At 63.5% G+C, this 12670-nt stretch carries 13 protein-coding genes; 11 read left to right on the top strand and 2 right to left on the bottom strand.

Features of this window, described 5'->3' with window-relative positions:
* Positions 1-130: 130 nt before the first annotated feature.
* The 4 genes from ispH (at position 131) to IEY49_RS14290 (ending at position 2700) form a co-directional block, all read left to right on the top strand.
* A complete protein-coding gene (ispH, locus tag IEY49_RS14305; RefSeq protein ID WP_189010008.1) occupies positions 131-1135 on the top strand; it encodes a 4-hydroxy-3-methylbut-2-enyl diphosphate reductase in 1005 nt (334 codons plus the stop codon).
* Positions 1136-1167: 32 nt separating this feature from the next.
* Positions 1168-1461, top strand: coding sequence for a DUF1294 domain-containing protein (locus IEY49_RS14300; protein ID WP_189010006.1), 294 nt, complete (start codon positions 1168-1170; stop codon positions 1459-1461).
* Between the two features lie 43 nt (positions 1462-1504).
* Entirely contained in the window at positions 1505-2308 is an 804-nt protein-coding gene (locus IEY49_RS14295; protein ID WP_189010004.1) for a [LysW]-aminoadipate kinase, read from the top strand.
* 83 nt (positions 2309-2391) lie between these two features.
* Entirely contained in the window at positions 2392-2700 is a 309-nt protein-coding gene (locus tag IEY49_RS14290; protein ID WP_189010002.1) for a hypothetical protein, read from the top strand.
* Between the two features lie 125 nt (positions 2701-2825).
* Here IEY49_RS14290 and IEY49_RS14285 read toward each other — a convergent pair whose 3' ends face one another.
* On the bottom strand, positions 2826-4115 hold the full coding sequence (locus IEY49_RS14285) for a S1C family serine protease (RefSeq protein WP_189010000.1): 1290 nt from the start codon (positions 4113-4115) through the stop codon (positions 2826-2828).
* A gap of 122 nt (positions 4116-4237) precedes the next feature.
* The gene (locus IEY49_RS14280) at positions 4238-4618 is read right to left on the bottom strand and encodes a S1 RNA-binding domain-containing protein (protein WP_189009998.1); all 381 of its coding nucleotides are present in this window, start codon (positions 4616-4618) and stop codon (positions 4238-4240) included.
* A gap of 125 nt (positions 4619-4743) precedes the next feature.
* Here IEY49_RS14280 and IEY49_RS14275 point away from each other — a divergent pair, with 125 nt between their 5' ends.
* The 7 genes from IEY49_RS14275 to secD all read left to right on the top strand — a co-directional run bounded on the left by IEY49_RS14275 (position 4744) and on the right by secD (position 12566).
* Positions 4744-5361 carry a septum site-determining protein MinC gene (locus IEY49_RS14275; RefSeq protein WP_189009996.1) on the top strand — a complete coding sequence of 206 codons (618 nt, stop codon included), beginning with the start codon at positions 4744-4746 and terminating at the stop codon, positions 5359-5361.
* 186 nt (positions 5362-5547) lie between these two features.
* Positions 5548-6012 carry a ribosome maturation factor RimP gene (rimP, locus tag IEY49_RS14270; RefSeq protein ID WP_189009994.1) on the top strand — a complete coding sequence of 155 codons (465 nt, stop codon included), beginning with the start codon at positions 5548-5550 and terminating at the stop codon, positions 6010-6012.
* A 37-nt stretch (positions 6013-6049) separates the two neighbouring features.
* On the top strand, positions 6050-7237 hold the full coding sequence (gene nusA / locus IEY49_RS14265; RefSeq protein ID WP_189009992.1) for a transcription termination factor NusA: 1188 nt from the start codon (positions 6050-6052) through the stop codon (positions 7235-7237).
* Between the two features lie 6 nt (positions 7238-7243).
* Positions 7244-7540: a YlxR family protein gene (locus tag IEY49_RS14260; protein ID WP_189009991.1), complete on the top strand. Its 297-nt coding sequence runs from the start codon at positions 7244-7246 to the stop codon at positions 7538-7540.
* Positions 7541-7608: 68 nt separating this feature from the next.
* Positions 7609-9522 (top strand): translation initiation factor IF-2, encoded by a 1914-nt coding sequence (infB, locus tag IEY49_RS14255; protein WP_189009990.1) that lies wholly within the window; start codon positions 7609-7611, stop codon positions 9520-9522.
* Positions 9523-9859: 337 nt separating this feature from the next.
* Positions 9860-10204, top strand: a complete 345-nt coding sequence (locus IEY49_RS14250; RefSeq protein ID WP_189009989.1) for a hypothetical protein — start codon at positions 9860-9862, stop codon at positions 10202-10204.
* Between the two features lie 55 nt (positions 10205-10259).
* Positions 10260-12566, top strand: a complete 2307-nt coding sequence (gene secD / locus IEY49_RS14245; protein ID WP_189009988.1) for a protein translocase subunit SecD — start codon at positions 10260-10262, stop codon at positions 12564-12566.
* The last annotated feature ends 104 nt before the right edge of the window (positions 12567-12670 follow it).

Genomic DNA, 12670 nt, shown 5'->3' with positions numbered 1-12670 from the left:
GTCCAAGGTACAGCCGGGCAAGGGCTCTTCACTACCCATGAAAAGGTAATTCCAACATGGCAGGGCAAAGACCATGCAAGCCCCGCTCCTCTCGCTTTTTAACGGGGGGCTCTCCCCTACACTGTCTGGCATGATCGAGCGCATTCATCTGGCCAAACCTCGCGGCTTTTGCGCGGGCGTGGTCATGGCCATTCAGGCGGTGGAAAAGGCGGCGCGCACCGAGGACAAACCAGTTACGGTGTACCACTCCATCGTCCACAACCACACGGTGGTCGAGCGGCTGCGCGCAGGGGGCGGGGTCCACTTTGTCGAGGACCTCGACACCATAAATGCGCTGCCCGACAGTGGCGAAACGGTCATCTTCAGTGCCCACGGCATCAGTCCGGTGGTCCGTGAACGCGCCCGGCAGCTGGGCCTGGCCACCATCGACGCGACCTGCCCGCTGGTCACCAAGGTTCATACCGAGGCCAAGAAATACGCCCGCGAGGGATATACCATCCTGCTGATTGGCGACAGCGCCCGGCATCAGGAGGTAATCGGGACGCGCGGAGAAGCGCCCAACCACACCATTCTGGTGGGGGTTCTCGGGCAGGCGCACAAGGAAGGTTCGGGGCTCAACGACCCGCACACGGTAGAGGTTCCTGACCCGTCACGCGTGGTTGTGCTCACCCAGACGACCCTCAGCGTGGACGACACACGCCGTACAGTTGACGTGCTGAAGGCCCGCTTTCCGGCGCTGGTGGTTCCTCCCAGCGAGGACCTGTGTTACGCCACCAAGAACCGTCAGGACGCAGTCAAAGCAATCGCGCCAATGGTAGACACCTTCCTGGTACTGACCAGCACGCACAGCAGCAATGGAATGCGGCTGCTGGAGCTGGCGCGCGACCTGTGCGGCCGGGCCGAGCGCCTTGAGACTGTAGCGGATCTGGGCGGGCTGGACCTGAGCGGCGTCTGCTCCGTGGGTATCACCAGCGCGGCCAGCACGCCGGACGATCTGGTGCAGGCCGTGGTCGAGCATTTCCGCGTGCTCAATCCAAATTTGCAGGTGATCGAGGAAGGCGAGTGGGAGAACATCGAATTCCGTGAGCCTCGAAAGATCCTGCCGACCGATCAGCTGCCGCGCACGATGCAGTGACGGACACGGTCTGGAGCACCGGGTTCCTGGATATGGCGGCGCGCCTGTTCGTGGCGTGGCAGGTCGTCTGGGGCCTGGTTGCCTTCGTTGCCATGGGACATGACAAGCGTCTGGCTGCACAGCCGGGCCAGCGTATTCCCGAGAGAAACCTGCACCGGCTGGAAACCTGGGGAGGCTGGGCGGGTTCGCTTGCCGCCCAGCAGATATTTCGCCACAAAACCAGGAAGGCCACGTATCAGCGGACCTTCCGGCGTATCGCGTTGGCATGGATCATGGCCGGGGTCCTGCTTGGAGGGCTCCACTTTGCGATGCAGTTTTACATTTGATAACTAATTGACTTTATTTTTTATCATACGCTAAGATCTCGCCATGATCATCGTGAAAGTCGGCGGAAGCGCCGGAATCGACTACGACGCTGTCTGCGCCGACCTTGCCACCCGCTGGAAGGCCGGTGAGCGCCTCGTGCTGGTACACGGTGGAAGTGGCGAAACCAACCGCATCGCCGAAGCTCTGGGCCATCCCCCGCGCTTTGTGACCAGTCCCAGCGGCTACACTTCCCGGTTTACCGACCGCGAGACACTGGAAATCTTCGAGATGGTGTACTGCGGCAAAATGAACAAGGGCATCGTCGAGCGGTTACAGCGGCTGGGCATCAACGCGGTCGGACTCTCGGGTCTCGACGGGCGGATCTTCGAGGGCCGTCACAAGGACAGCGTGAGGGCCGTTGAAAACGGCAAGGTCAAGGTGCTGCGCGGTGACCATACCGGCACCGTCGAGAAGGTGAACACCGGCCTGATCGAACTTCTCCTGGGTGCGGGCTACCTGCCGGTGCTAACCCCACCTGCGGCCAGCTATGAGGGTGTGGCCATAAACGTGGACGGGGACCGCGCCGCGGCTGCCCTTGCCGTGGCCCTGAAGGCAGACGCGCTGCTGTTGCTCTCGAATGTGCCAGGACTCCTGCGTGCCTATCCGGACGAAAGCAGCCTGATCCGTGAGATTCCGGCTGGCAATGTAGAGGACTACCTGGAATTCGCGCAGGACCGCATGAAGAAAAAGGTTCTGGGGGCTGCCGAGGCAGTCCAGGGAGGTGTGAGGCGGGTCATCTTCGGGGACGCCCGGGCCGGGCAGCCGGTGACGGCCGCGCTTGAGGGTGCCGGAACAGTGGTGTCCTAACCTGACGGGTAAGGAGGCGTGCTGTCCTCACCCGTGCTGGTTGATCGCATCCGGCCCGCCTTCCCTGCTATGCTCCGCGCCGGATGCTGGCGCCCTCTGAACTACTGTCGTTTCTGATGACCCGCGGGGGGCGTGAATACCGCGTGACAGCGCTGCTGTTCTCCGGCCGTGGCCGCAAGGCTACCGTACGTGCACTGGGCGAATACCACCTGACCTCACGGGGCGATCAGGTGCAGGCCACCGGCCCGACTGGCCAGACCCGGGCCCTGTCACACATGGAATTCCTTCAGGTGTTCGGAAGTTACACGCTGAGTTCGCCTGAGCCGACCGGGCGTATGACCGATCTGGGCCCCTTGTTCGCAGAAGGGGTGGGGACTTCCAACCAGCAGTAGAAACGGGGATACACCGATTCCAGGCCGATACGGCACAGGAAGCCGGATTAAGGTCCCCACAGCGCGGGAACACCTTAAGAGAAGCCCCGGGCACCTCCCCGGGGCATTCTTCATCTCAAGCGGTTTTACTCCTGTGCACCCTGCTGCGGGAAATCGAAGGCCTGAAGCTGAACTGTTACCTCACGGGTCCGGCTTCCGCGCCGCACCGTCAGGGTCAGGCTGTCCCCGATCTGCTTGCCGATCACCGCGCGCCGCAAGTCGTCGCCCTCACTGATTGCCTGACCATCGACAGCCGTAATGATGTCGCCGTCCGTGGCAATCCGCTCGCTCCTGTCGCTTTCTCCCGAGACCGTGCCTGCTTCGCTGCCAGCCTTCAGTCCAGCGCGCGCTGCAGGACTGTTCGGGTATACCTGCTGAAGCAGCGCCCCGCTGGGAGGAAGTTGATACTTCTTGCGCTCCTCGTCGGTCAGGGCACTCAGGTCCGTGAACTGAATTCCCAGGGTGGGCGTGCGGATCACGCCTCCTTTTCCGGCCTGCAACTGGGGCAGCAACTTTTTCACCGTGTTGATGGGGATAGCGAACCCGACGCCAGCGCTCTGGCCAATGCCGCCCGTCAGAATCTGGGTATTGACGCCGATAACTTCCCCAGCGCTGTTCAGAAGCGGCCCCCCACTGTTGCCCGGATTGATCGCCGCGTCGGTCTGAATCACCTGCTGGTTGACCTGCTTGGTTCCGACTGGCACGGTGCGCTCCAGGCTGCTGATGATGCCCTCGGAGACACTGAAGTCCAGTCCGAACGGCGCGCCCATGGCAATGGCCTTGAGGCCGACATCGAGCTTTGAGCTGTCCCCCAGCGGCAGGGCCTGAATGTCTTCCTTGGGGACCCCTTCGGCCCGGATAAGGGCCAGGTCAAAGTCCGGGGCACGGGCGATAACTTTGGCATTGTAAGTCTGCTTGCTGCCGTGGAGGCGGACTGTGATCTCACTGGCTCCCTCGACCACATGGTTGTTGGTAATGATGTCGCCCGCAGCACCGACGAAAAATCCGCTCCCTGTGCCGCTCCTTGAGCCGTCCCCCCCAGGAAGGTCCGGCAGGCCGAACTGCTCTTGCAGACGCTGACGAAGCTGAGCCTGCTCGCTTCCCGTGCTGCTTTCGGTGACGCTGATGTACACCAGTCCGTCCTGGCGGTCCTTGACGACCTGTACGGTGTTGGTTTCGGACTCGGTACGGGCACGGGTCTGGTCGAAGGGAGCCTGCCGGCTTGCTGCCGGCACCATCTGGCCCTGCGGCGACGTGCCCGTGGTGACTGATGCGGTCTGCGCAGGACTGTTCTGACGTTCGTTGGCCTGATACCCCACGAAAGATCCCAGGGCAAGGGCACCAGTAACAAGCAGCAGCGAGAGGGAGCGTTTCATGCTGAGCAGTGTGGCGGGCGCGGGTTACGTGACGGTTAAAAACGGCTCCCCGGCCTTGACGCTCCCCCCATATGCCAGAAAAACGCACCCGGCGCAAGCGTCCGGGTGCTGTTGGGGGCTGCTTACTTCTTGCGCTTGGTGGCCGGTTTCTTGCCGCCCCCAGCAGTGGTGCGTTCTTTGGCGTCGCGCATAAAGGAGCGCAGTTTGGCCTCAAACTGAGGGCTCTGACGCCCAATCGCACGCGGACGCGGAATTTCCTCGGGCTCTTCAAGGAGTTCCTTGATCGACAGGTCGAGACGGCCCCGTTCGTCGCGGCCAAGCACCTTGACTTCCACCGTCTCGCCTTCGCGAACGTGGTCGTGGATGTTACGCACAAACGAATGGGCAATCTGCGAGATGTGCACCAGGCCCGTCTCGCCGTTCTCGAACTGAATAAACGCGCCAAAGTCTGTTACGCGCGTGATACGGCCCTCTGCGACCGCACCGGAATCAAGCTGCACCAAGGGTAATCTCCTCAAAAGGCATGACTGGCAGTTTACACCATGACCCAGGCCACTGTTTACGCATCATTTCTTCACCCCTGTCTGGCATGGTCCGGGAGACGGCAGGTGACGCTACAGTGAGGTTCATGAAGCTGCGCGGCACACTGGGTGGTCTGAATCTCCTACTCGAACCGGGTGATACCGCTGAAAGTGTGACCGAGTTGCTGTCAGTCCGTACCGAGTTGCTGGCCTCACACGTCACCCTCGAAGTGCAGGGCGACACCGACCCAGGTGCCCTGGAAGCTGCACTTCAGGCTATCCGTGCGGCAGGCGGCACCCCTGGACGCATCCGGGCGCCACGGGTGACCGTGCCGGGTCCGGCCAGTGAAGTTACTCCTGGCACCCTGGTGGTCAGTTCCCGCACACAGATCGTGCCGCACACGGTCCGTGCCGGTTTCCGTGGCGAGTACCCCGGCAGCGTGATTGTGCTTGGCGACGTGAATCCAGGGGCCGAAATCGTGGCCAGTGGCGACGTGATTGTGGTGGGGGCCCTGCGGGGGATTGCCCACGCCGGCCAGGGCGGTCATGCCAAGGCGATCGTCTGGGCCCGCCCGATCGCCAGCACCCAGATTCGCATCGGAGACGCGGTGGCCCGCGCTCCGGAAGGCAGCAGCCTGAGCAACATGCGCCGCGCCGAAGGCCCACCGGTCGCGGAGATCGCGCGGCTGCACGACGGCCAGATCGTCATCGACGTACAGAAGTAGCCTGGAAGTCGGCTGGGTCAGCTCGAAACGGAACGGGCGCGGCCCTTTGTGAGGCGATCCCCGTCTGATCGGCGCCTTCGGGTATACTGGGGAGCAGAATTCCTCTGGAAGAGGGTGGGCAGGTGTCCCACCTTTTTTCGTGGAGGGGGGTGGTTTAAAGGCCAGCACGACTGTGGCCGAAACAATATGAATAACAACACAACCGACAATTCAACCCTGCAGCAGATCGCCCACGCGGCCGTGGAGCCTCTGGGCTTCGAGGTGCTGGAAGTACAGGTGCAGACACAGGGCGGAGAAAAAATCGTGCTGGTCCGGGTCGACCGGCTTGACGAACAGCCCGTCACCATGGAGGACCTGACCAAAGCCAGCCGCGCCGCCGAGGCCGAGTTCGACCGTCTGGACCCGGTGGCCGGTGAATACCGCCTGGAATTCGAGTCGCCCGGGTCCAAGCGGCCCCTGACGCGCGCCCGGCACTTTGAGCGCATGCTGGGGCTCAAGGCCCGGGTCCGCGGCGAGGGCCACGCCTTTACCGCGCCTATCAAGGCGGTCAGCGGCGATCAGGTGACCTTCGATGTCAGTGGCCAGGACGTGACCGTCTCTGCCAGTGCCGTGCAGGCCAACCTGGCCGAGTTCCCGGACCGGCACCGCTGAGCGGCTGCCCCGACAGACCCCACAAAGGAAGAGTGAGATGACCCAACCCGAGATCAATTTTGCGGACGCGCTGCGTGAAGTCGCGCAGGCCCGCAACATCAACGAACTGCAGCTGATCGAGGCCTTCGAACAGTCTCTGGCCCAGGCCTACACGCGCAACGTGGAGCCCGACAAGCGCATCGAAGTTCACCTTGACCCCCAGAGCGGCGAACTGGAAGTGCTGGTCGTGCGTGAGGTTGTAGAGAAGGTCGAGGACGAGCATCTGCAGATTTCGCTGGCCGACGCACTGGAACTCGACCCCGGCGTCGAGATCGGCATGGAAATGGAGTTCCCGGTGGACCGCGAGAAGTTCTCGCGCATCGCGCTGCAGGCCGCCAAGCAGACCCTGACCCAGAAGATGCGCGAAACCGAGCGCAACGTCGTGTTCAACGAGTACAAGGACCGCGAAGGCCAGGTGCTGACCGCACAGGTTGTCCGCAGCGACAACAAGGGCAACTGGTTCGTGGAACTGGGCGCCGGTGAGGCCATCCTGCCGCCGCGTGAGCAGATCCCCGGCGAGAAGCTCACCCCTGGCAATCGCGTCAAGATCTACCTGAAGGAAGTCCGCAAGACACCCAAGGGACCGACCATCCTGGCCAGCCGCGCCGATGAGCGGCTGCTGGACTACCTGCTCAAGCAGGAAATTCCCGAAGTCGCCAACGGCATCGTTGAGGTCAAGGCCATTTCGCGCGAGGCCGGCCAGCGCAGCAAGGTCGCCGTGTTCTCGCACAACAGCAACGTCGATCCCATCGGCGCGTGCATCGGGCACCGCGGCAACCGCATTCAGGCGGTCACCGGCGAACTGGGCCGCGAGCGCGTGGATGTGATTCTGTGGGACGCCAATACCCGCGAGTTCATCCGCAACGCCCTGTCCCCGGCCAAGGTGGGGCTCATCGAAGTTCAGCCTGACCGCCGTGAGGCGACTGTGACTGTTACGCCCGACCAGCTGTCGCTGGCCATCGGCAAGGGCGGACAGAATGTGCGTCTGGCGGCCAAGCTGACCGGCTTCAAAATCGACCTGCGCGAAACGGCAGCCATCAGCGACCTGGACGCCGCCATGCAGCAGGCTCTGCAGGACGACCAGGATGGTCGTGACACCGACGACACTGCCCGGTCTGCCTTCGACGCGCTGTTCAAGGACAGCAAGTCGGTGGCCACCGCCAGCCCGGACGACACGCAGGAGTAAGGCTACATGAGCGCCGCGCCAGCCGGATACCCACGCGAGCGACACGTTCCCGAACGGACGTGCGTGGCCTGCCGGACCCGACGCCCCCAGGGTGAATTTGTTCGCCTGACGCGGATCGAAGGGCGCTGGCAGGAGCAGACCGGCAACCGGACCGGCCGAGGCGCGTACGTGTGTTCCGACTCTCCCAACTGCTGGCAGGACAAACGCCTTCGACGGGCCTTTGGTCCGCAGGCGCCGGAGGTCTCGGCGCTGCTCGCCAGACGGTTTCAATCCACCCAGACGAATCAGCCCATGACCGACTGATCTTTTTTCCCGCCGCCCGCTGACCCCACATGGGACCAGCCTGGCGCGGGACTCACCGGAGGTGAGCCATGTCGAAAGTCCGTATTTACACCCTAGCCAAGGATCTTGGTGTCGAGAACGCCAGGATGCTCGAAATCCTCGATGGTCTGGGCGTCGCCTACAAGAGCGTCAGCAGCACCATCGAAGAAGAGACCGTTGATCTGATCAAGCAGATTCTGGACGACGAAAGCGCCCCTGCGGCCCAAGCTCCGGACAGCACTCCGGTGACCGAAACGCCTGTAGCGGCTTCCGAGCCCGCAGCACCCCTGGCGGCTTCTACGCAGCCTTCCCCGGCTCAGCCTGCACCAGTTGCCCAGACCCAGGCGGCTCAGCCCCAACCCTCCCAGGCGCAATCGTCCGCTGGGCAGTCGGCACAGGCCGTGGCCGAGCCGGTCGCCAGTCCCGCCGCCACGCCCGAGCCCGCCGCTCGGGAAATCCCCCACCGCGCGCCGGTCGTGACGATCATGGGTCACGTCGACCACGGCAAGACCAGCCTCCTGGACTACATCCGCAAGACCCGCGTGGCAGCCAAGGAAGCCGGCGGCATCACCCAGCACGTCGGGGCCTTCGAAGCCAAGACGAGCAAGGGCAAGATCGTGTTCATCGACACGCCGGGTCACGAGGCCTTCACCACCATCCGCGCACGCGGCGCGAACGTGGCGGATATAGCGATTATCGTCATCGCCGCCGACGACTCGCTGATGCCGCAGACGCGCGAAGCCATTGCGCACGCTCAGGCGGCCAAGGTGCCGATGATCGTGGCCATCAACAAGGTCGACCTTCCCCAGGCCGACGCCGAGCGCGTCAAGACTGACCTGACCCAGCTGAATCTCGTGCCGGAAGAGTACGGCGGTGACCTGGTCGTCGTGCCTGTAAGTGCCAAAACCGGTGAGGGCGTCGAGGACCTGCTGGAGTACATCAGCCTGACCGCCGAGCTTGAGGACCTGCGCGCAGATCCCAAAGGTGCGTTCAGCGGCGTGATTATCGAAGGCAAGGTGGACCGCCAGGCTGGTGTGCTGGCCACGGTAATGGTTCAGGAAGGCACCCTGCACGTGGGGGACTTCCTGGTCGTCGGCGAGAACTACGGCAAGATCAAGGCCATGACCGACTCGGCAGGTGGGCGCATCAAGGAAGCTGGCCCCAGTACCCCAGTACAGGTCCTCGGCTTCAGCGAAGTGCCCTCCAGCGGCGAAAAGGTCCAGAGCGCCAAGAACGAGCACGCCGCCCGCGACGTGATTGCCGCCCGCGCGGATGTCCGCCGTGACGAGGAGAACGCCCGTGACCGTCGCCGGACCCAGCGCACCCTGGAAGACATCATGGGGCCCATCGGTGAGGTGCGGACGGTCAATCTGGTCCTGCGCGCCGACACCCAGGGCAGCGTTGAAGCCCTGCAGGGCATCCTGGCGCGCAAGGAAGGCGAGGACGTCAAGATCAACGTGATGCTCGCCGGCATCGGCGCTCCTACCGAAGGCGACGTCCTGCTGGCCAGCACCGCCGAGGCCACCATCCTGTGCTTCAGCGTCACGCCCTCGGGCAGCGTCACCAAGATGGCCGAGAACAAGGGCGTGGACATCAAGTCCTACCGGATCATCTACGAACTGATCGACGAGGTGGACCGCCTGATCAAGGGCAACGTCGAGCCCGTGTTCGAGGAGCGGTACCTGGGCCGCGCCGAGGTCCGTATGGTCATCCGTCACCCCAAGAGCGGCAATATCGCCGGCTCCTACGTGACCGACGGCATGTTCCGCCGCAACGCCAAGGCCAAGGTTACCCGTGGCAAGCAGACGGTCTACGAAGGCACGATCGTGGGCCTCAAGCGCTTCAAGGATGATGTCCGTGAAGTGCAGACCGGCTACGAGTGCGGTATCAACCTCGACTGGAATGATGTGATGGAAGGCGACATCATCGAAGCCAGCGAGATGGTCGAGGTAGAACAGGCCTGAGGTTCCTGCAGTAGAAGGGGCGGCTCTCCGGAATGGAGAGCCGCCCCTTCTCTGTAATGACGGACTCGGGCTATACGAGATCTGAAGTTTATGGGCTTGCCTGTTAGGTGGAGCGGCACAAGAAGCAACGTTCCGTCCAAGAAGAATGTGTGCCGGCGGACCGTTTAAGCACGGGAAAGATCGAGTCCTGAAAGGACGTGGTGATGTCCCGTTCCTCTGCGAGTCATGGCCCCGAGCTCTTGTTTCCGGCAGCGCAGCGAAGACCACAACGAGTGCACCGCCGAAAGCGACCAAGAGCCGGGATTCAGGCCGGCCCGGTCTGCTATCCTGTGTCGCTTTGAAGGACAGGCTACCCCTCCCGCCGCAGTGGCAGACCCGGCTGATTGCCCTGCCCGGGGTCCTGACCCTGCTGTCGGTCCTGGCGGTGATTCTGGGCACGCCAGTATCCACGGTGGACGCCTCGCAGCGGATGACCACGGGCAGTGTGTCTCCGGGTCTGCCGGAACTGCGCCCTGCTCCACAACCTGTGCCTACAACACCGCTGCCGGCCTCTCCTCCACCTGAACCGTGGCGGCTGAGCCGTGGACAGCACACCCGGACCCAGGTCCGCGTGGCGCCCGTGTCATGGCAGCCTCGTCCGGACCTGACCCGGTGGGGGCGGCAGCAGACCGACGGCGGCTGAGCCCCAGTGGTCCGCCCATGGTCCATACCCATCACCTACAGTTCAGGAGTTCGAAGTGACGTACAGCAACAACCGCAACAACCGCGGCGGCTCCAACCGCCGTCCACCACCCCGCAATGCATCCGCCGGCCGCAAGCCCAACCTGCTGACCGGCCTGTTCCTGCTGCTCACGCTGCTGGGCAGCCTGCTGTTTATCTGGCGGCCCTGGCAGCACCCGGACCAGCCGCTGAGCCTGTGGAACGACAAGTTTCAGTTCATGACCCTGGGGCTGGATCTCAAGGGGGGCCTGCGTATCGAACTGGCGCCAGAATCCGGTCCGGCCACCAAAGAGGAACTCGACCGGGTCAAGACCGTCATTGAGAACCGCATCAACGCGTTGGGCGTTGCAGAGCCGACCGTGACGGTCGCAGGGGGTAAGCGCGTCGTGGTGGAAATCCCGGGCGCCACCCCCGCCGTACAGCAGCAGGCCCGGGAGATCATCCAGCGCACGGCCCGCCTTGAATTCCGCATCGTGCAGGACAACGCGCAGCCCGATCCAGAACTGGCCCAGCAAAACCCGCGTTCGGGCGGATACACCCTGAACCAGCTGGGGCCCGTACAGGCAACCGGCGAGATTATTTCCAACGCTCAGGCTGCCACCGACCCCCAGACCGGACGCTGGGTGGTCTCCTTTACCAACACCGACAAGGGTGCCCAGACCTTCGGCGACTTTACGGGCAAGAACGTGAACAAGCTGATGGCCGTGGTGCTCGACGACCAGATCCAGTCGGTGGCGACCATTCAGCAACGCCTGTTCCGCGACGTGCAGATCAGCGGGAACTTCGACGCTGAGGAAGCCAGTCAGCTCGCACTGGTGCTCAAGTCCGGCGCCCTGCCTATCAAGGTGAAGACCGAGGCCGAGCGGGCCATCGGGCCGACGCTGGGCGCAGACGCCATCCGCAGCGGTGCTATTGCGTCGCTGGTGGGGATTGCGCTGGTGTTCGGGATGCTGTTCCTGTACTACGGCTTCTGGTTCGGTCTGGTGGGCGCTCTGGGGCTGCTATTCAGCGCCGTGATCATCCTGGGGATGCTGGGCGGCTTCGGGGCCACCCTGACGCTGCCGGGCATCGCGGGTCTGGTGCTGACCATAGGTGCGGCCGTCGACGGCAACGTGATCTCGTTTGAGCGCATCAAGGAAGAGCTGCAGCGCGGCAAAGGCATCAAGAACAGCATCGGGGCAGGCTACGAGCACTCCACTGCCGCCATCCTCGACGTGAACGCCGCGCACCTGCTCTCGGCCATGGCGCTATACAACTACTCCACCGGTCCAGTAAAAGGCTTTGCCGTGACCCTGATCATCGGTGTGATCGCCTCGACCTTCTCGAACCTGGTGTTTGCCAAGTGGTTCATGGAGTGGCTGGCCCAGCGCCGGCCCAACATGAACGCCCCGATCCGCATCAAGCAGACCGCCATCGACTTCATCAAGGCCGCTCCGCTGGTGACCACCACTTCGGTGCTGATTGCCCTGGCCGGTGCCGGCATCCTGGCCGCCAAGGGCCTGAACTACGGCGTGGATTTCACCAGTGGAACCACCATGACCGTGCGTGCCCCGACGGCGGTGACCACCGATCAGATCCGCTCGGCCGTGACGGGGGCCGGGGTTGGCAAGGTCTCTCCCCAGAACGCCACCATTCAGCGTGACGTGGTGCCTGGGCAGGCCGGAACCCAGTACACCGTAAAGGTTCCTCAGCTGAATACAGCCGAACTGAACACCATCAGCGCAGCCATCGGACGGGTCGGAGACGCCCAGGTGCTGTCCACCGAGACGGTGGGTCCTGCCGTGGGCCGTGAGCTGACCGACAAGACGGTCGCCGCCGTGCTGCTGGGTCTGGGCCTGATCCTGGTGTACGTGGGCTTCCGCTTCGACTTCGTGATGGGCCTGGGCAGCATCCTGGCCGCCATTCACGACGTGGCCATCGCGCTGGGCCTGTTCAGTCTGCTGGGCCTGGAGTTCACGATTGCCAGTGTGGCGGCCCTGCTGACATTGATCGGTTACTCGCTGAACGACTCGATCATCGTATCGGACCGTATCCGCGAGAACCTGCGCGAAATGCGCGGCAAGTCCTACCGCCAGATCGTCAACACCAGCATCAACCAGACGCTTTCGCGCACGATCATGACTTCCATCAGCACCATGCTGCCACTGATCAGCCTGCTGATTTTCGGTGGACCGGTGCTGCGCGACTTCAGTCTGATTCTGCTGGTCGGCATTCTGGTCGGCACGTACAGCAGCATCTACATCGTGGCGCCCCTGGTGGTGTTCCTGGAGGAATGGACAACCCGCCGGAAGGTCACAGGCGGCGTCGCTGCCCCCAAGGCCTGAACCCGGGCCAACAGTCACCCGCTCCAGCCTCGGCCAGGGCGGGTTTTCAATTGATAGTGTCTCCTGCCTCTGGCCAAGTGACAGTCAGGTTACGTCACCACTTC

Origin of the sequence: Deinococcus malanensis, from assembly GCF_014647655.1 — a bacterium.
GTDB classification, from domain to species: domain Bacteria; phylum Deinococcota; class Deinococci; order Deinococcales; family Deinococcaceae; genus Deinococcus; species Deinococcus malanensis.
This window is presented reverse-complemented; position numbering and strand designations above follow the sequence as displayed.

Excerpts from the sequence above, each read along its gene's own strand:
- ispH (WP_189010008.1), top strand. The coding sequence starts at position 131 with ATGATCGAGCGCATTCATCTGGCCAAACCTCGCGGCTTTTGCGCGGGC.
- IEY49_RS14300 (WP_189010006.1), top strand. The coding sequence starts at position 1,168 with ATGGCGGCGCGCCTGTTCGTGGCGTGGCAGGTCGTCTGGGGCCTGGTT.
- IEY49_RS14295 (WP_189010004.1), top strand. The coding sequence starts at position 1,505 with ATGATCATCGTGAAAGTCGGCGGAAGCGCCGGAATCGACTACGACGCT.
- IEY49_RS14290 (WP_189010002.1), top strand. The coding sequence starts at position 2,392 with ATGCTGGCGCCCTCTGAACTACTGTCGTTTCTGATGACCCGCGGGGGG.
- IEY49_RS14285 (WP_189010000.1), bottom strand. The coding sequence starts at position 4,115 with ATGAAACGCTCCCTCTCGCTGCTGCTTGTTACTGGTGCCCTTGCCCTG.
- IEY49_RS14275 (WP_189009996.1), top strand. The coding sequence starts at position 4,744 with ATGAAGCTGCGCGGCACACTGGGTGGTCTGAATCTCCTACTCGAACCG.
- rimP (WP_189009994.1), top strand. The coding sequence starts at position 5,548 with ATGAATAACAACACAACCGACAATTCAACCCTGCAGCAGATCGCCCAC.
- nusA (WP_189009992.1), top strand. The coding sequence starts at position 6,050 with ATGACCCAACCCGAGATCAATTTTGCGGACGCGCTGCGTGAAGTCGCG.
- IEY49_RS14260 (WP_189009991.1), top strand. The coding sequence starts at position 7,244 with ATGAGCGCCGCGCCAGCCGGATACCCACGCGAGCGACACGTTCCCGAA.
- infB (WP_189009990.1), top strand. The coding sequence starts at position 7,609 with ATGTCGAAAGTCCGTATTTACACCCTAGCCAAGGATCTTGGTGTCGAG.